Source organism: Paracoccus aurantiacus, assembly GCF_007993065.1.
GTDB lineage: Bacteria > Pseudomonadota > Alphaproteobacteria > Rhodobacterales > Rhodobacteraceae > Paracoccus > Paracoccus aurantiacus.
On the sequence record NZ_VOPL01000001.1, the window covers coordinates 382523 to 400082 of the forward strand.

Annotated in this window: 21 protein-coding genes and 2 pseudogenes; 3 read left to right on the top strand and 20 right to left on the bottom strand. The window is 68.2% G+C overall.

Features of this window, described 5'->3' with window-relative positions:
- Positions 1-80: 80 nt before the first annotated feature.
- From FQV27_RS01855 to FQV27_RS01870, 4 genes are all read right to left on the bottom strand, one after another.
- Positions 81-536 (bottom strand): hypothetical protein, encoded by a 456-nt coding sequence (locus tag FQV27_RS01855; protein WP_147096133.1) that lies wholly within the window; start codon positions 534-536, stop codon positions 81-83.
- Positions 536-1477: a phage tail tube protein gene (locus FQV27_RS01860; RefSeq protein ID WP_147096134.1), complete on the bottom strand. Its 942-nt coding sequence runs from the start codon at positions 1475-1477 to the stop codon at positions 536-538. Before FQV27_RS01860 ends, FQV27_RS01855 begins: the two co-directional genes overlap by 1 nt.
- 24 nt (positions 1478-1501) lie before the next feature.
- The gene (locus tag FQV27_RS01865) at positions 1502-1921 is read right to left on the bottom strand and encodes an acyl-CoA transferase (RefSeq protein WP_147096135.1); all 420 of its coding nucleotides are present in this window, start codon (positions 1919-1921) and stop codon (positions 1502-1504) included.
- Between the two features lie 108 nt (positions 1922-2029).
- Entirely contained in the window at positions 2030-2398 is a 369-nt protein-coding gene (locus FQV27_RS01870) for an ArsR/SmtB family transcription factor (protein WP_093359426.1), read from the bottom strand.
- Between the two features lie 53 nt (positions 2399-2451).
- Between FQV27_RS01870 and FQV27_RS01875 the strand changes: the two genes are divergently transcribed.
- On the top strand, positions 2452-3306 hold the full coding sequence (locus tag FQV27_RS01875; RefSeq protein WP_093359427.1) for a cation efflux transmembrane domain-containing protein: 855 nt from the start codon (positions 2452-2454) through the stop codon (positions 3304-3306).
- Positions 3307-3375: 69 nt separating this feature from the next.
- Here FQV27_RS01875 and FQV27_RS01880 read toward each other — a convergent pair whose 3' ends face one another.
- From FQV27_RS01880 to FQV27_RS01915, 8 genes and pseudogenes are all read right to left on the bottom strand, one after another.
- Complete coding sequence (locus FQV27_RS01880; RefSeq protein ID WP_093359950.1) at positions 3376-4005, bottom strand: DUF6441 family protein; 630 nt, start codon at positions 4003-4005, stop codon at positions 3376-3378.
- A gap of 5 nt (positions 4006-4010) precedes the next feature.
- Entirely contained in the window at positions 4011-4322 is a 312-nt protein-coding gene (locus FQV27_RS01885) for a head-tail joining protein (RefSeq protein WP_147096136.1), read from the bottom strand.
- A complete protein-coding gene (locus FQV27_RS01890; RefSeq protein WP_147096137.1) occupies positions 4319-4657 on the bottom strand; it encodes a DUF2190 family protein in 339 nt (112 codons plus the stop codon). Before FQV27_RS01890 ends, FQV27_RS01885 begins: the two co-directional genes overlap by 4 nt.
- A gap of 77 nt (positions 4658-4734) precedes the next feature.
- Positions 4735-6788: pseudogene (locus FQV27_RS01895) on the bottom strand (prohead protease/major capsid protein fusion protein).
- Between the two features lie 5 nt (positions 6789-6793).
- On the bottom strand, positions 6794-8362 hold the full coding sequence (locus FQV27_RS01900; RefSeq protein WP_147096138.1) for a phage portal protein: 1569 nt from the start codon (positions 8360-8362) through the stop codon (positions 6794-6796).
- Entirely contained in the window at positions 8362-8571 is a 210-nt protein-coding gene (locus tag FQV27_RS01905; protein ID WP_028030714.1) for a phage head-tail joining protein, read from the bottom strand. The genes FQV27_RS01900 and FQV27_RS01905 overlap by 1 nt, the downstream gene beginning before the upstream one ends.
- A 42-nt stretch (positions 8572-8613) precedes the next feature.
- Complete coding sequence (locus FQV27_RS01910) at positions 8614-10617, bottom strand: phage terminase large subunit family protein (protein ID WP_147096139.1); 2004 nt, start codon at positions 10615-10617, stop codon at positions 8614-8616.
- Positions 10565-11161, bottom strand: a complete 597-nt coding sequence (locus FQV27_RS01915; protein ID WP_147096140.1) for a hypothetical protein — start codon at positions 11159-11161, stop codon at positions 10565-10567. Before FQV27_RS01915 ends, FQV27_RS01910 begins: the two co-directional genes overlap by 53 nt.
- 110 nt (positions 11162-11271) lie before the next feature.
- On the opposite strand from FQV27_RS01915, the gene FQV27_RS01920 reads away from it, so the two are divergent.
- Together FQV27_RS01920 and FQV27_RS01925 are read left to right on the top strand one after the other, a co-directional pair.
- Positions 11272-11544 (top strand): hypothetical protein, encoded by a 273-nt coding sequence (locus tag FQV27_RS01920; RefSeq protein WP_036751164.1) that lies wholly within the window; start codon positions 11272-11274, stop codon positions 11542-11544.
- A 95-nt stretch (positions 11545-11639) separates the two neighbouring features.
- Positions 11640-12212, top strand: a complete 573-nt coding sequence (locus FQV27_RS01925) for a DUF3489 domain-containing protein (protein ID WP_036751167.1) — start codon at positions 11640-11642, stop codon at positions 12210-12212.
- 58 nt (positions 12213-12270) lie between these two features.
- Here FQV27_RS01925 and FQV27_RS01930 read toward each other — a convergent pair whose 3' ends face one another.
- The 8 genes and pseudogenes from FQV27_RS01930 to FQV27_RS01960 form a co-directional block, all read right to left on the bottom strand.
- The gene (locus FQV27_RS01930) at positions 12271-13200 is read right to left on the bottom strand and encodes a hypothetical protein (RefSeq protein WP_246132962.1); all 930 of its coding nucleotides are present in this window, start codon (positions 13198-13200) and stop codon (positions 12271-12273) included.
- Positions 13170-13406 carry a DUF7220 family protein gene (locus tag FQV27_RS01935; RefSeq protein WP_036751169.1) on the bottom strand — a complete coding sequence of 79 codons (237 nt, stop codon included), beginning with the start codon at positions 13404-13406 and terminating at the stop codon, positions 13170-13172. Before FQV27_RS01935 ends, FQV27_RS01930 begins: the two co-directional genes overlap by 31 nt.
- Positions 13403-13885, bottom strand: a complete 483-nt coding sequence (locus FQV27_RS19090) for a hypothetical protein (protein WP_052095741.1) — start codon at positions 13883-13885, stop codon at positions 13403-13405. Before FQV27_RS19090 ends, FQV27_RS01935 begins: the two co-directional genes overlap by 4 nt.
- A 205-nt stretch (positions 13886-14090) precedes the next feature.
- Positions 14091-14597 (bottom strand): annotated as a pseudogene (locus tag FQV27_RS19095) (DNA cytosine methyltransferase); the annotation flags it as partial.
- A 1-nt stretch (position 14598) separates the two neighbouring features.
- Entirely contained in the window at positions 14599-15972 is a 1374-nt protein-coding gene (locus FQV27_RS01945) for a site-specific DNA-methyltransferase (RefSeq protein WP_147096142.1), read from the bottom strand.
- Between the two features lie 417 nt (positions 15973-16389).
- Positions 16390-16770 (bottom strand): DUF6362 family protein, encoded by a 381-nt coding sequence (locus FQV27_RS01950; RefSeq protein WP_018303644.1) that lies wholly within the window; start codon positions 16768-16770, stop codon positions 16390-16392.
- On the bottom strand, positions 16763-16963 hold the full coding sequence (locus FQV27_RS01955) for a hypothetical protein (protein WP_028720215.1): 201 nt from the start codon (positions 16961-16963) through the stop codon (positions 16763-16765). The genes FQV27_RS01950 and FQV27_RS01955 overlap by 8 nt, the downstream gene beginning before the upstream one ends.
- Positions 16960-17499: a hypothetical protein gene (locus FQV27_RS01960; RefSeq protein WP_246132963.1), complete on the bottom strand. Its 540-nt coding sequence runs from the start codon at positions 17497-17499 to the stop codon at positions 16960-16962. Before FQV27_RS01960 ends, FQV27_RS01955 begins: the two co-directional genes overlap by 4 nt.
- Positions 17500-17560: the final 61 nt, after the last annotated feature.

A 17560-nucleotide genomic window follows, 5' to 3' on the forward strand; every position in this document is an offset into this window, starting at 1 on the left:
GCCGGGCAGGACACGCAGCTGGCCGCCGAGACGACCGACCAGGTCCCAAACCTGCCAGCCCTCCGGCGTTTCCGGACGGTTCAGCCGCGCCGGGCAGTCCGGGCAGGCTTGCGCGCTGGCTCCGCAGGGTTCGCAACCCTCGCAGTATCGCTCGCCCCCGCCGAAGGACCATTCGGCGAGAGCGCGGAGCCGTTTTTTTCCTGTTCCAGCTGCAGGCCCTTGGAGACGTAGGTCAGCTGGAAGGCCTCGAAGATCGGCCAGACGTCGAGCAGTGCGTCGATGGCCTCCGAGCTCGGATCGATGGGATTGTCCTCCGCATCGCCGATGCCTTCCCAGACGAGCACCGCCCGCCGCGCCAGCGCCTTGGCGAAGGCGACGGCGCGCTCCTCATCAGAGGCCTCCTCGGGAACGGCCTCGACGGCCGGGTCGCTGCGTGTCGCCACCATCAGCGCGGTGGTCAGCGGGCGCAGCTGCACCCGCACGCCGGGTGCCAGGTCATGCCAGCGCGGGGCATTGGTCAGGTCGAGCGTCAGCATCAGTAGGTCTCCACATCGTTCACGAGGGTTGCGGTGCACATCCGGCCGACCACGCTGTCGCGCGCCGCTTGCCAGTCGAAGGTCGCCTGCACGCCCTGCGGCCCGGAAATCTCGATCCGGGGGCGCGGCAGGTAGACGGCATGCACGGTGAAGGTGAAGCTCTCGCCCGAGGGCAGGACGTAGGCGAATTCCATCTCGCAGGCCTCGCCGTTGATGGCCTGCGTCACCAGCGTCTGGTCGGCGAAGCGCACCTCGATCCGGCCGGTGAGCGCCGCGATGGACGGGTCGGCCCCGTCGATGCGGCCGTCCGAGCGGATCGTCTCGATCCGGTCTAGATTGTTGGCATAGGTGATCTCGGCCGAGACCACATTGCCGAGGGCGGTGCCGTTGCGGGTGATCGCGCCGTTGAAGTGCCCGAAGCGCTTCAATTCCAGTGCCGCCGGTGTGCCTGCGCTGGTCGTCGTCCCTACCGTCTCGCCCTGCGCAACCAGCCGCGCCGTCGCCGTCAGCAGGCCAGACCGCTGCATCTGCCAGGTAATCTGGTCGAGCACGCAGCCGGAATACATCGCGTAGCGCGGCACCTCCGGCATGCCGGTCTCGATCGACATGCTGGGCAACGTCCAGGACCCGGACTGGAACTCGTGGGTGTACGGGGCCTCCACGCCCGTGGTCGTCGGCGTGCCGAATGCCGCCTTCAGCCAGAAGCCGAAGGCCTCGGCGTCGAGCGGCACGACAACGTCGCCATCAGCCGTCACCGCATCCTTGATCGGCGCCAGCGGATCGCGGCCGTACCCCAGCAGCTCCGAGTTCAGCAGCGGTTGCTCCGCGCCGAGCGTCGTGCTGGCGAAGGGCATGCGGGTGAAGCCGCTGGCGGGCGGCGTTCCATAGGTCGTCTCGAACGCAAGCGCCATCAGCGCCCGCGCCCCCTGGGCTCGTGCCATGGTGTTCTCCTCGGGTTGTCGGGATCAGGCCAGCGGATCGGCCGTGGAATAGTGCAGGACCACCGGGATCACGGCGGCCTTCAGGCTGGCCGCGCCCTCTACGGCCAAGTCCACCGGCCGCGGCGCTTCCGCTTCGACCCAGTCGCAGAGCCCGCCAAGCGTCCGGTCGGCGGAGAGCGCAGCCCCGATGCTGGCACAGAGCGTGTCGAAGGCGGCGTCACGGGCGGCGCCCTGCACGACCGCCTCGATCTCGGCGCGGTGCTGGTAGTGATACCGCAGGGGCGACAACGTCACCTCCGGCTCCCCCGGCTCGCCGTCGCGCAGGATCAGCAGGCCCTCGGCCGGGACACGCTCGGGCAGCACCTCGCCGCGCAGCGCGGTCGCGGGCAGCGCCGAGAGCCGCGCGTGCAGCGCGGCGAGGATGGTTTCACGAGGGCTGGGCATGGAGATGGACCACGATTGGCGACTGCGGAAAGAATACGCCTCAAGCCCAGTCGGACCAATGCAGCAGCATTCACGGACGGCGCCAATGTGCTAAGGTCGTGACGCGGGTCAGCGGTGGAACTCATCCTCGTCAGGCTCATAATTGCGACAAGCTTCGACGCCTGTAGCCACCGCGTCGAGCAGAGCCTCCACATCGTGCAGAAGATCCGCAATCCGGGGGCTGCTAATCCGATAGCGCACGAAACGACCATCGCGCATGCTGGTTACGAGGCCACACTCCGACAGACATCGAAGGTGGTTCGAGACGTTGGGTTGTGTCAGGGCCGTGCGCCCGACGATCTCGTGAACGACCAGCGGCCCGGCGCACAGAGCATCCAGGATCGCCAACCGGCTCTGGTCCGCGAGGCCGCGAAAGAACTTCGCCCGCCGCTCGGTGGCCGTCGCGACGGCATTGCGGTCCGCGGCGATTTGTTCCATATCATTCTCCGCTGATGTGTTTCGCACATCAAGATAGCAGGACCAATGCAAGCATGGCCAATGCCCAAGGCGCCGAACCGACCGCAGATGTCGCATCTTTCCGCTACCGCGTCTCCGGAATGGATTGCGCCAAGGATGCCGCCCAGATCGAGCGGGCCGCGCAGTCGGCGGGCGTGGCGCCGGAGGCAGTAAAGGTCTCCTCCGCCACCCACATCTTGACGTTGAACGTCCCCGAAGCGCGGCTGTCCGAGATCGAACGGGCCGTGGCCGCGACCGGCTACGGGTTCGATCGCATCGAAGCGGGCGACGACGAAGCGCAGGAGGGCGCAGCTTACCAAGACCCGGCCTATCGGCGCGCGCTCTGGATCGTGGTAATTCTCAACGTCGGGTATGGCATTGCGGAGATGATCGGCGGCTTCATTTCCGGATCGCAGGCCGTGAAGGCCGACGCGCTCGATTTCATTGGCGACGGCCTCATCACCTTTCTGGGCCTTCTGGCAATCGGTTGGAGCATTGTCTGGCGGGCGCGATCCGCCCTGATCCAAGGCATCTTCCTTGGCGTTCTGGGCCTTGGGGTTCTTGGGACGACGATCTGGCGCGCCTTTACCCAGACGACGCCGGACGCCGGTCTCATGGGGCTATTCGGTCTCATCGCTCTCGTGGTCAACGTCCTCGCGGTCCTGCCGCTGCTGCGGTTTCGCAAGGGTGACGCGAACATGCGGGCCGTCTGGCTCTTTTCGCGCAACGACGCGATCGGCAATGCGGCCGTGGTTGTGGCCGCGGCCCTCGTCGCGTGGCTGGGCAGCGCATGGCCCGACCTGATCGTCGCGTTCGGGATTGCGGGACTATTCCTGCATTCGTCCTGGTCGATTATCCGCGACGCGCGGGCTGATCTGAAGACAACTTGATGCTATCAGTTCGAAGCGGCCATCGCGGACATCGTCGAATAAGCGCAAGGCCCGCCACAGCAGTCATCTTCAGAACCTCTGCTCCACCCAGCTCGCCACGATCAGCCCCGGCACACCGTCCACTGCGCGCTCCGCATCCCGCGCCAGGTCCAGCCGCTTCGGCAGCTTCACCTGCGGCACCAGCAGGAAGATCGGCGCGGTGACCTTGCCGCGGCCGGTCTTCGACCGCGACACGACCGCTTGACCCTTCGTATTCAACCGTCCTTCCGCCACCAGCAAGCTCGGGCCCGTGCGGCGATAGACGAAGCGCAGGCGCAGCCCGCGCCGTCGTTCCCATTCGCCGGGCGTGATGCGGCCGCCGCGCAGGGATTTGCCAGCAGCTGGCAGCGGGATCGCCAGCCAGAACCCGTCTTTCGAGCGGATCAGCGGGCCGGTGTCATGCGCGCCGACGATGACCGGCGCTTTCGACCAGACCAGCGCCGCGGCGTCGAGGCTCTCGCCCGACCTCGGGAAGTTCTGGCTGCGGATCGAGTTGGCGAGCCGGGGGCCGAGCCCCGCGCCGGTGATCTGCAACCGCCAGGCCGACTTCAGCCCGGACCCGGCCTCGCGCATGGCGGCCGTCACCGCGCGTTCGCCCGCCGCGACCTCGGCCGCCATCATCGCGACGATGTCGGGATCGATGTCGAGCTTCAGCTTCATCACGGTCACGCCGGGCGCAGATCGACGGTCCAGACCAGCCGCTCGCGGTCGCGGACGGGCTCGCCCTGGATGAGGAAGGCGTCGCCGTCGATCTCGATGCGGTCACCGGGGCGCGGGTTCGCCACCTCGGCCACGCGCAGATCGATCCGCGTGGTCTCGGACCAGAGTCGCGCATCGCCGAAGTCGGTGGTCGCGTCCGCATGCCGGGCGACGGCGCGCACCAGCACGGGCGCGCCGCCGTCGGCGATGTAGACCGCGTCCCGACCGACGTTCGGATCGGCGAAGAGCGCGCCCACGGCGGCGGCAAACGCGCTCATAAGAACGCCGCGTTCAGGCGGACCCGGCCGATGGTGTCACCCGCGCCGCTCGCCACCGCCTCGATGGCCACGCCGATGAGGGTGTTGTCGGTGGCCACGGTTGTGCAGCGCTTGTTGGTGTCGTCCCAGTAGACCTTGGCGCCGACGGTCCAGGCCTGAGAGCCGACCTTGGTGATGTCGAACACGCCGACGAGCGCGGTCTCGACGGGCTCGGCGAGGGCGGCGGCGCCAGCGGCGATTCCGAAGATGGAGCCGACGAGCAGGCCATCGCCGGAAGCGACGGCATAGGGCGCTGTCAGGGTGATGGTGTTGCCGGGCTGGACGTAGTTTTTCATGGGGGTGATCCTCGTGGAAAGACGAAGGGCGGCCCGATTGGACCGCCCGTGTGTCAGGGTTCAGCATGGGGTGCGGTTTATGCGCCCGGGTTCTTGTAGAGGCCGCGCCAGTCGATGGCCTTGGCGCCGAAGTCGAGGCGGCACTTGATCTCGACGCCATCGACGTCGAAGCCGTTGCGCGTCTCGATGTAGGCGCCCTGTTGACCCTCGAGATAGGCGTACTCGATGGTGTCGATCTGGTTCGGGCTGGCCGCCAGATACCAGGCGGTCTCGCTCGCGGCGTCGAGGCGCGGCTCGCTGATCGGCGCGAGCGTGCGGATCGACTGCGGCACCACGCTGGACGTTGCGGCGGGCACCAGGTTCTGGGCGACCAGCTGTTCGGCCTTCAGTTCCAGCGAGGCAGGCACGATCAGGAAGGCGGGGCGGACGTTCAGCACCGTCTTCTTGTCGAGCCCCGTCTGCTTGGCCATCGCCGCGCGCGCCGCGCCCACGCTGCCTACATCGAGCGCCGCGCCGGTGCCCGCGAGGTTCTTGTGCGTGGTGTGGAACAGCGCGTTGCCGTCGGCCATCGCCGGATTCGAGGTGATGATGCCCCAGACCACGTCCGACTCCAGCTGGGCGATGGAGTTGCCGTACATCGCCGGGATGCGGGTGAAGGCGTCGAGATCGTCGTTGATCAGGTCTGGCGGGTGATCGCGACCACCCGGCCATAGGTCTTGACCTTGTAGCTCTCCTTGCTCTCGCCCAGCGTGCCGCGCTTGAACTCACCGCTCTCGCCGACCTCCAGCAGCTGCGGCGCTTCGCCGAGTTGGACCCGGTGCATCGCCTTGAAGTCGGTGGCCAGCACCTGACGGCAGAACAGCATGAAGGTGCGGGGATAGGCCTCGTAGGCCTGCCGCAGGGTCTTGTTGGTGACCGCCGACAGGATCTCGGGGAAGTCCGAGGTCGAGTGCAGCGCCCGCGTCGCCACCTCGTCGCGCGACAGGCCGCGCGTGTTGACCCCGGCATTGCCCAAGCTTTCGCGGGCAAGCTCCAGCAGCGTCATGCCACGATACTGGCGCGCGGCGTCCTCCAGTTGGAAGAGCGTCGGGCTGTAGCGGTGCAGCAGCGCGTTCGCCACGGCATCGCGGCGGGTGATGCGCTCGTCGCGGCCGCCGAGCGGGACGGAGACTTGGCTGAAGGTCCGGGCCTCGTCCGATTTGGCCGCGACCTGGTCGAGGATCAGGCGACGGGACTCGTCCACGCTGACGCCGCGCTTCACCAGGTCCTCGGCGAAGCCGCGCTCGAGGTTCAGGCGGCCTGCCAGATCGTAGATGGTGGAGACGCGGTCGCGCTCGGCCTCGCGGGCGCGCGTCGCGACCGCTTCCGTGTCGGGCGCGGGAGTTGCCTGCGTCTTCGGCTGGCTGCGCGTTTCGACTGCGGCAGCCTTCGGCTCGGGCGCAGCCGCTTTCGGCTCGGTCATGGGGGCGTCCTCGGTTTCGACCGGCGCGGTCGGCTGGGTGGTGGCGGGTGCGGCGGCGTCGCTCGCCGGGGTCTGGGTCTTGTCGGTCATCGGGGATGCTCCTTGCGGTGTGGGGGCGTCCCGGCGGTGGAGGACGCAGTCGTGAAGGGGATGCTGGGCGCGGAAGCCCGCGGCGGGGTCCGCGCCGACCGCGACGGCGGACACCTCGAAGGGCGTCCAGTCGACCGCCCGCCAGAGTTCGCGGGCGGCCTCGGGTTTCGAGACCTCGAAGCGGTGGACCTGGTAGCCGATGGAGACCGCGCGGATGTGCCCAGCCTGGATGTCGCGCCAGATCGGCTCGACGTCGGCGCGCTCGCTGATCCGCACCAGCGCGATGCCGCGGCCGTTCTCGATCCGCGCCGAGCCCGGCACGACCGAGCCGATCACCGCATCGAGCGTGTCGAGCTCGTGCACCTTCAGGAAGGGCGCGCCCGCGTTCAGACGGTCGAGCCGGACATGGGCCGGATCGAGGCTCAGTTCCTCGTCATAGGGCTCGCCGAAGAAGGTGGCGCGGCGGACGCGGGCCCCGGCCGACCAGACCACCTCGACGGTGCGGCTGTCGGCATCGGCGGTGTTCGGAGCAAGCTCCGCCGACCGGCGCATGGCCGGCAGTTCGATCATCGTGTCCATGAGGGTCAGTCCTGTTGGTCGGCCTGCGCCGGGTCTATTTCCGCGTCGGCGGCCGGGTCGTCCGTGTCCGGTTCGTCAGCGGCCGGATCGGTCGCCGGATCGCTGGCCCCGTCTTTGGATTGTGCGCTGCCGGTCTTGGTGACGCGGCGCGGGTCGCTGTCGAGCACCAGCCCCAGCGCGTCGAGCTTGGCGTTGGTTGCGGCGATCTCGGCCAGCACCGCGTCGGGGTTGCGGCCCTGTTTCGCGATCACCTCGGCCAGCGTCATGGTGCCGGAGCGGATCGACAACAGGTTCGCCATCGCGTCCTTCTGCGGATCGACCGCCTCGAACTTCGGCGGCGACCATTCGACCGGTACGATGGGCGACGGGATCTGACCCGCGGCCCATGCTGCTTCCGTGAACCACCGCCAGACCGGGGCGCAGAACATCGGGATGAACAACTGCCACTGGACGGCGTCGATCTGGCGGCGGAACTCGACGAGCCCCGCCCGGATAGAGGAATAGTTGACCTGGCTGAGATCGCCGGTCAGCAGCTCGTAGGGCACCCGGAAGCCCGCCGAGATCGTGTGCAGGCTCGCCCGCTTGTATTCGCCGTAGCCGCCGGTGGCCGAGGGCTGGTTGAAGCGGATGTCCTTGCCGCCACGTGCATAGGCGATCAGCCCCGGCTCGAACTGCTCCACCCGGTTGCCATCGGCATCGACCACGGAGGGCGCGATCCCTTGCTGGGCCTCGTCATCGCCGAAGACGATGGCGGTCACGCAGGCCTCGGTCTTCTTGCGGACCAGTTCGGCGACCTCGTAATCGTCGAGATCGCGCAAGCTGCGGATCACCGGTGCGCCCCAAGGCACGCCGCGCGCCTGCGTGCGCTGCTTCTCGTAGACGTGGGCGATCTCGGTCGCGGGGACCGGGCGGCTCTGCAACCCGTTCTGCAAGGCCCCATAGGCGTCGCCCGGGTGTTCGGCATGGAGCCAGTACGCCCGGCGCTTGCCGACCGGGTCGAACTCGATCCCCTGCACGAGGCGTCCCGCGCCGAGGGCGCCGGATTTCGTGGCGTCGAGGAAGTCGGCCTCGAGCACCTGCAGTTGCAGCGGGACCGGCAGACCGTCGCTCGCGCGCCGGACACGGCGGCGCACCAGCACCTCGCCCGCCTCGACCATCTCGCGGCAGATCAGCGTCTGCAGCCCGTAGAAGTCGAGCTGGCCGTCGGCATCGCAGTCCGCCGTCCAGCGTTCGAAGAGCGCGTCGACCTTCCGGTCCAGCGTGTCGTCGCCACTCGCGGCGCGCGGCATTAGCCCTGAGCCGATGATGTTGTTGACCAGCACCGCCACGGCCTTGGCCGCATGCGGGTTGTTGCGCACCAGATCGCGCATCCGGTCGCGCAGCAGCGCCCCGGCCACGCCGATCTCAGTGTCAGCCGAGGATCCCGGCGCGCGCCAGCCCTCGGTGCGCCGCCCGCGCGCGGCGCCGTCATAGCCCCGCGTCAGGGTCTCGAAGGCCTGCCGCGCCATCACGCGGCGCGCGGCCATGCGCGGCGCCACCGTGGCGATGGCGTGATCGAACCAGGTTGCGGACATCAGCGATCCCCGCGCGAGAAGCCCGCGAGCCCGGCCACCGGCAGTGGTCGAGTGGTCCCGGCGATAGCGCGCTCGATGGTGCGGATGCGGGCCAGCAGATCCTCGGCCGAGCCGTAGTCGACGGACTTGCCGTCATAGCTGACGCGGGTCGTGCCGCTGGCATAGGCGCGGCGCAGCGCCGAAAGCTCGGTTTCCGTCCAGTCGGTCATTGTTGTTTCCCTGTCGGGCCGCTGGCCCTCTGCGCCTCTTGTTCAGAACCAACCTCCGCGCCGTCCGAGCCAGTCGGAGCGGCGCTTGCCCTGCGGGGCCTGTCCCGGCCGGTTGATCTGACCGGCGGGATCGGTGTCGGTGGGGGCCGCCCCGAGCTGATCCTCGAGGTCGCGCCATTTCTCGTCGGGCCATCGGTCCGCGCCCGCGATCCAGGCGGCGGCGCGGGCGTAGACCCGGCAGTCCAGCGCCTCGTTGCGCTCGCGCAGCTTCTGCCATTCGAGGCGCGCGAAGCCGCGTTTCGTGCGCACCGTCACCAGCTGCTCGGCGACGAACTGCTTCAGCCATTCGTTCTCGACCCAATGCGGCAGATGCACAGAGCCGGGCGGGAATGCCGCCCCGTCGGCCATCTCCTCGTCGGTCGGGCGCGCCAGCCGCAGGAAGCGGTAGGTCTCGGCCTTGAAGGTCGACACCGCCACGGTCCAGAGCCGCGCACCGCGCCGCAGGCGTTTGCCGCCCTCGGTCGCGTCGACGAAGGTCGGCCCCGACACGGGGCTCGAGCGGTTGAACCCCTCGACACCCTTCACCGGCGAGACCTGTGCGAACCCCTGCGCCCGCGACCAGGAATAGACCGCCGGGGCCTCGTAGCCGGTGTCGATGGCGAGCCGCGCGATCCTGAGATGCGCGCCGCGTTCGTGCGGCCAGGACCTGTCCAGCAGCGCTGTCAGTTCCGACCAGGCGTCGTGCCGATCCGGCCCGCCTTCAATGACGACGTGATCGACGAGCCAGCTTTCAAGCCCGCGACCCCAAGCCCAGACATCGACCTCGATCCGGTCCTTCTGCACGTCGGCCCCGGCCGTCAGGAACAGCCCGCCCGCTGGCACCGTGCCGGATGTCCAGCGCTCGCGCCGGTCGTAGAGCCGTTGCCAGTCCGGCGCTTCCCCGGTCTCGACCCAGGTCTCGCCGAGGATCGTGTTGCGGAACGCCTTGATGGCCTCGTCCGAGCCCTGCGCCGCGTCCCAGGCCCGCACGATCCGCTCCCAGCTCAGCCAGCCGATCGGCGAATAGAGCGCCGAGAGGTGATAGCCGACCGTGGTCGGATCGGCGGCCGTGGCGGTCGCCCGCCATTCGCCGTTCTCCAGCATCGCCGTCTTGTGATGCTCCGCGATGGGCGTCTCGCAGCCCTCGCAGTGATATTCCGCCGTCTCCGGGCGACCCTTCTGCCAGCGCAGCCGGTCGAATTTCAGCCATTGCGCGTGCCCGCAATGCGGGCACGGCACGAAGAACCGGCGCTGGTCGCTGGCCTCGTATTCCCGCTCGATCCGGCTCAGCCCCCGGATCGTCGGCGTCGAGACCAGCAGCACCTTGCGCCGATGGCCGAAGGTCAATGACCGGGCCTCGGCCAGCGTGACCGGGTCGCCTTCCTCGTCGGCCGAGGCTGGATAGGCGTCGACCTCGTCCAGAAAGATGTACCGCGCCGGGGTCGAGCGCAGCCCGACTGCCGAGTTCGCGCCGGTCATGATCAGGATGCCGCCCGCGAACTCCTTGGACAGCATCGTGTTGCCCGCGTCGCGGGAGCGCGCGGGCTTCACCCGCTCCCGCAGCTCCGGGCTTTCGTCGATCAGCGGGTCGATCCGCTGGCGCGAGTTGCGCTTGGCCAGGTCCACCGTGGGCTGGACTGCCAGCATCGGGCCGGGCGCCTGGTGGATCGCGAACCCGATCCAGTTGTTGCCCGCCTCGGTCGCTCCGACCTGCGCGGCCTTCATGAACACGATGCGTTGCATCGTGTCGCCGGGCGAGAGCCGGTCCATGATCTCGCGCATGTAGGGCGTGCGCACTGTGCGATACCGCCCGGGTTCGGCCGAGGCGCGGCCCGAGAGCATCCGATGCCGGTCCGCCCATTCCGACACCGTCAGGTCCGGGTCGGGCCGGAGCCCGTTGCCCCAGGCGCGCAGGATTTCGCCCGCGCCGTCGAAGTCCGTCAGTGCGTCATCATCACCTGAAGTCGGGCCGGACCTCGGCGAGCTCAATGAGGTGGGCGCGTACATGTTTCTCCAGCACCTTCTGCATCGCGGCTGGCTCCACGGTGATCTGCTGGCCCGTCGCGTCGCTGCACGAGGCCGAGAGCTCGGCCGCCATCAGCGCCGCCGCGCGCGCGGGCCAGTTCACCCATGCGTCCCGTTCCTCCCGCGCCAGCCGGAACACCAGCGACAGCGCGCGGGCCCGCTCGATCAACTCCCCCTTCAGCTTCTGGAGCCGGATGCGCCGCTCCTGCGCCTTCAGCACCTCGTTCGCCGTCTTCGCCTGCAGGAAGGTCGTGCCGCCGCCGACCGCCGGAACCGCCAGCCCCTGTTCGCGGAGCGTGTCGCCGACGGCGGCCACGGCCGCTTCAGGGACGGGTTTCAGCTTCGGCGTGAGCGGCTTCCGGATCTTGGAGGGGTCGGTCGTTTCCGCCCGCCGCGCGTCACTGGCGGCCGCGTTGATGCTGCCGTCAGGATAGAGAACCAGCCGCTCGGCCGTCTTTGCCTTCTGGATGGCGCCCCGCGACAGACCGACATGGGCGGCGTACTGGCGCTCGCTCATGCCCTGCATCGCCGGCTCCGATTATCATTCAGATTCAAGTGCTTATCGAGTTGATAAGCCTCGCGGACAGAGGGAATGTCACTCCAACGAAGCGATGCAACTCACCCGGAGCCACCACGATGACCACCCGCCTGAACCCGATCACCACCCCGCGTCACGAACTCCGCGCCGAGAAGGCGCGCCGGAACAAGGAAGCCGCGCTCGCGGCCTTCATCGGCAAGAAGGCCGAGATCGACGAGATGCTCGCCCGCCTGCAGGCACTCAGCGACGACCATTTCAACTGCGCCCCCGACGAGGCGGGCTGGGCGATGGTCGGCACCCTCGAACACTACGCCAGCCTTCTGAAGCGCATCACCGACAGCGCCTTCGGCGAGGGCGAACACGCCCGCTGATCTCCGGCACTGCCGGAACTCCCGCCGCGCGCCCTGCGCGGCTCGGGGTCGTAGAAGGCGCCGCATGACGCGGGCCCGAATACGGAGACGACCCCATGACCAAGCTTTCCGATACCCAAGCCATCATCCTCAGCGCCGCCGCACAGCGCGAGGACCGCATCGCTCTGCCGCTGCCCGAGAGCCTGCGCGGCGGCGCTGCCGCCAAGGTGGTCGGCGCGATGCTCGCGAAGAACTTCCTGCAGGAGGTCGACGCCGACATGCGCAATGGCGAGCCCGTCTGGCGCGAGACCGGCGACGGAAACGGCGTCACGCTGGTCGCCACCAACGCAGGCCTCGCCGCCATCGGGATCGAGCCCGAGGACGCGAACGCCGCGCCTGCGGGCGCGACGGACGCGCCGACCGAGGAGCCTGCGCCGGACACCCCCACCGAACCGAAGGCTTCGCCCAAAGCGCGCACGCCGCGCGAGGGCACCAAGCAGGCCACCCTGATCGCCATGCTGCGCGCGCCGGACGGCGCGACCATCGAGGAGATCATGGCCGCGACGGGCTGGCAGTCGCACACGGTGCGCGGCGCGATGGCCGGGGCGCTGAAGAAGAAGCTCGGGCTCGAGGTGACTTCGGAGAAGGTCGAGAACCGAGGGCGGGTCTATAGCCTGCCGCGCGACTAGCGCCGCGCACCACGCCAGTCGAAATGCCGCCGTCCCTCGGGGCGGCGGCTTCTTTGTCTCAAAGCGAAATGTTCCAGTAGTCGAGCACCTTGAGGACATCATCCCGAGGATAGTGCGGGCCAGCGGATGCTAGATCCTTGCGAATGACGGCCTTCCTGCGGTCTGCCGCGTCCTTGATCCGCGCCGAGAACTTGGCCGTGCCGAGAGGGAGCGAGGGCCGATCAGGCTTCGGCCAGCTTTCCGGGTAAGCGCCCCAATCCGACCATTCCGCCACCTGCCGCGCGTTGTCTGCGACCTCCTCATGGTCACAAGACCAACCGTAGAGTTGCAACGCGCATACGCGCAGCATCATCTTTACTTCGGTCATGACGTCCGTGAATGCCTTTAGTGGCGTGGGGAGAAGGACCATGTTCGCCACGCAGGAAAAGAAGCGCCGATCCTGCACCACGGCGTTGCTGATCTGATAAGCAGCATCATCCACACCCCATATATGGCAACATGACCAGTTCGGCCGTTCCCCGGCACGAAGGCCCAATGCGAGCGTCAGTGCCTTGTTCGCGTGAATGTTTCCTTCGAATTTGTGGATGATCGCGCCCGTCTGCCGATTGCGGTTCATCTGCGGCTCGGACCAGTTCGCCTTATAGAACAGGGCTCGTCTCGCGTGTTCTGGATACCAGACGGAAAGATACTCGAATGTTCGCGGATCGACCCATCGCGCAGTCCTCTCGATCAACCCCATCACGTCTCCGAGGCCGAGCTCTCGCCGCAACGCCTCTAGGCCGTCTGGAAGCAAGTCGGCGGCGTCGCTATTTCCTTCTTCCTCTTGGTTCTGCAGCACTACAATCTCGATCCCAAATCTCTGGGCGGCAAAATAGATCAGCCGCCGTCTCCAACTCGGAGAAACCATAGGATCTGAGTGGTATAGCGGCAACTTGGAAACCGCTTCGTGGTGTCGGCCTAACGCTGGTGTTCCTTGTCCATGGCGCATCGGATCGCCTCGAACACCCGCCGCAGGGCGAAGGATCGTGCGATGCTCACCACGGTGAACACCGCGCCCATCTTCAGGTTCTGCGCCAGCGTCGTGTGCAGCCCGAAGATCGGGAAGATCAGGATCTGCGTGACCACCGCGACGCCGTAGCCGACGATCACGTTGGCGACGGACTCGACCAGCGACATGGCACGCGATTGCTTCATGCCGCTGCCTCATCCATCGGCCAGCAATTCAGCCGCCAGAGTTCGCAGCGCATGCGCCGCAACCAAGGGGACCACGCCGTTGCCACAGAGCCGAAGCCGGTCCACCCGGTGGGCCAGCCCATCAGCGCCTCGACGAACAGCGGGTTCAAGGTCCGGCGCGGCTCGGAGGTATCGCTCCCAGCTATCGTCGTCACCAGGACCTGGCGGCCAAGCAGGCCGTTCACCGGTGTGTTCGCCAGTGTGGTTGCCCCATCCTTGTGATCCCGCGCCGTCGGCGTCATCCACATGCGGCTGGCATGGGTCAGATCGGCCGTCTTTCGGTTGCCCGCGCTCGGCTTGCAGCCGTCGTTCGCCATTGGCGTCGGCCAGTCCCGCGCCATGCGGTCCAGACCCTTCTCGTCGCGCCGTTCGCCGCCCCGGCTGTGGAAACTGTCCGTCTGCGGCGTCGGCCACAGCGCAGCCGTCGTCGCGAGGTTCATCCCGTGCTGGCCCGCTGCCTGCGATGGCGTCGGTTTGGTCTGCCGGTTCTCGTTGGCGCTGGCCCTCGCCCTCGGCCATAGGCGCAGCAATTCCGTCCGGTTCCCGCCACTCGAGCGGGTGCCGGAGCAGGCGCGCGGGGTCGGCCAGCTCGTCCCCCTCGCGGATGGCAAGGATGAAGAGCCTCTCGCGCTTGTGAGGCGCGCCGACTTCCGCCGCCGTGAAGAGGCCTGCCGCAAGGCGGTAGCCCATGCGGACCAGTCCGCTGGCGACTTCGGGGAAGCCGAGGCGGAGATGATGGGCGACATTCTCGAGGAACACGAAGGGCGGCTCGATCTCGCCGACGATCCGGGCGACATGGGGCCAGAGGTGGCGCGGGTCGTCCGCGCCCCGGCGCTTGCCCGCGACCGAGAACGGCTGGCACGGATAGCCCGCAGTGACGATATCCACCGCGCCGCGCCACGGGCGGCCGTCGAAGGTGGCAACGTCGTCCCAGAGAGGTGCGCGATCCAGGGACGCGTCTTCGATCCGCGCCACGAGAGTGGCTGCGGCGTAGGTTTCCCGTTCGACATGGCCCACAGCACGATATCCGGGGATGGCGATGGTGAGCCCGAGGTCGAGACCACCTGCGCCGGAACAGAGCGAGAGGCCGAAGAGGCATGCGTCTCCGGCTCCGGAAGCGCGTCCGGAGGAAGGTAAAGCCAGGTCATGCATGTCACGCGGCGGTCTTGCGCTTGCGCGCGGGTTCGGGGGCGGTGTCCGTAGCCAGGGGATCGGCCGGGGGTGCGGCGTCGTCGCCCAGCCGCTCGGTCCTCACTTGCGCGAAGGTCCGGCCATCGCCGTCGAGGATCGCGTCCTTGCCGGTTTCGACCTGCCAGCGCTCCACGGCGACATCGACGTAGGCCGGGCTGATCTCCATTGCGAAGACGCGACGGCCATTGGTCTCGCCCGCCATGATCTGCGAGCCGGAGCCGGAGAACGGCTCGTAGCAGAGGCCGCCCCGCGCCACATGCTGGCGCATCGGGATGCCGAAGGCGTCGAGCGGTTTCGGCGTGGGATGGTCGGGCCGGTCGTCCTTGGCGAAGCTCGGCAGCGTCCATGTGGACGGCAGCGTCTGCTCGGCCACCTTCGGCGGACGGTTCGGACGGCGCCAGCCCATGAAGCAGGGTTCGTGCTTCCACAGGTAATGCGATCGGGTCAGGACGCCCCGGTCCTTCACCCAGATGATCTGCTGATGGACGAAGGCGCCCGCCTTTTCCCAGCAGGCTTCCAGCATCGCCTGGCGACGCGAGGCGTGCCAGCAGTACCAGGCGGCGTCCTCGGCGATGGCCTCGGCGACGGCCGCTGAGATGAAGCCGTCGTAGAGTTCCGCCCCCTGCGAACTGTCGTCCCATGTCGTGCCGTAGGACGCCGACCAGTCCTTGTTCCGGGTCGGGTGGTTCGAGCCATCGTAGTCAACGAGATACGGCGGGTCCGTCGCAAACAGGATCGCCCGCTCGCCGTTCATCAGGCGGCGCACGTCGGCCGCGCTGGTGCTGTCGCCGCAGAGCAGACGGTGGTCGCCGAGGATCCACAGATCGCCCGCCCGCGAAGCCGGATTGCGCGGTGGTTCGGGGATGGTCACCGGCGGCACGGAGCCCCCGGCGCCACCTTCTTCCCCGTCCCCCTCCGGCACGAAGGCCAGCAGCTTGTCCAACTCACCATCCGAGAAGCCGACCAGCGACAGGTCGAAATCCTCGGCCAGCAGGTCGTTCAGTTCCGCCGACAGCAGCGCTTCGTCCCATGGGCTGTCTGCAAGCTTGTTGTCCGCGATGCGATAGGCCCGCCGCTGCGCCTCGGTCAGGTGCCCCAGCACGATCACCGGCGCCTCGGTCAGACCGAGCTGCGTGGCGGCCAGCACGCGGCCGTGGCCCGCGATCAACTCGCCGTCGTCACCGACGAGGCACGGCACGGTCCAGCCGAACTCGGCCATGCTGGCGGCGATCTTCGCGACCTGGTCCGCGCCATGCGTCTTGGCGTTGTGGGCATAGGGCTGGAGCTTGGCCAGCGGCCAGGTCTCGATCCGATCTGGGGCAAAGCTCAGCGTCATCGTCGGGTCATTCCTCGGATCAGGGTGGATACCCCTGGCTTCCGGACTCCGGGGTCCAGACCGGACTCCAAGCGGGGTCCAGTGGTCACCCGGGGTGTCCAGCGGCAAGGGTTTGATTTTGCATTGCTTCAGGCGGGTTCAGGCGACCTTGGCTTCCGGGTGGCTTCCCAAAAATCCGGCCCTGTCGCTGGCGATGTCCCGCGCTTCGCCCGCCAGCATACGAATATCGCCAGGAAGGAACCGGAAACTGCCTCGGGGTGGACCCCGGCCGGACCCTCGCTGGATACCGGGGTCCAGAAGGCCCCCGTCAACGCAAAGGGGAGAGCGAGCTTTCCAGCGCACTCTCCCCATCTTGCCTTCGGATTAGCATGGATCTGTTGCAGATGTCGAAGGGAAAAGTGTTGCAACACATTGGAGTCACTGCGCATTCAGGCGCGCAGCGATCTTGGTCAGCGCCAGCTGCCAGCGCCGCCACGCGGTCGTGCGGTCGCAGCCGAGTTCCCCGCTGATCTGCTTCCACGGCACGCGGGCCGCGCGCGACCAGACCAGCTTGCGCTCCGCCTCCTCGATCCAGAGCACCCAGTCGAAGGTCTGCTCGAGCCGGGTGATCGCGGCGGCCGAGGGCCAGACCCGCATCGGCTGGGGTTCCATCGCCGCGATCTCGCGGCTCGTCCGCACGATGTCGGGCCAGGTGTTGAAGTAGCCCTGCGCCTTCACCGGCGGCAGCTTGCGCAGGGTGCGGAACGCCTCCTCGAAATGATCGGCGACGCAGTCGGCGGTCCATTCACGATCAGCCATGACGCGCCTCCCTGTCGGAGGGACGCGGGCCGTAGAGCTTCTCGCCAAGCTGGCGGACCAGTTCACGCTCGGGCCAGGTGAGGCGGTCGTCATCGGCGGAGACCGCGAGGACGCCCTGTTCCTGCCAACCCTCGCGCTTGACCTGTTCGGGATCCCGGCGCCGACCGCCGTAGCCGTGGGGATGCCATCTCATGCGACACCTCCGTTCGTTTCGATCGCCCAGAGCAGGATGGCGATGGCGTCGGCCTCGTTGTCGTCGGCCGGGCTGAAGCCGCGGGCGCGGACGGCGGCGACCATAGCGGCCTTGTCGGCGTTGCCCTTGCCAGCGGCGTGGCGTTTGATCGTGCCGACCGGGACGCCCTCGTAGGGCACGCCGCGCAGTTCGGCCCATGCGGTCAGCGTGGCCATAAGCCCACCGTAGATGTGGCTCGCGTCGGTGCCTGCGTGGCGGCGAACTTCCTCGAACCAGATCGCGGCGACAGGACCGGACAGCCGGTCGATCTCGGTCAGCCAGTTGGTGAAGCGCAGGTAGCGCATGCCGCCGCCGTCGAAGCGGCCGGGGCGCAGCGAGACGGTGCCGCTGGTGATCAGACCGTCATGGCCGCGGATCGCCCAGCCGGTCGAGGTGCCGAGGTCGAGCGCGAGGATGCAGCGGTGGCGGGGCGTGTCGAGCGGCAGCGATTCAAACCTTGCGCCGTCGGAATTCGGGATCAGAGTCGGCTGAGCCATGATGGGTCTCCTTTGCCGGTGGCCTGTGGTGGTGGAAGACGACGGCGGTCTGGTGCTTGGC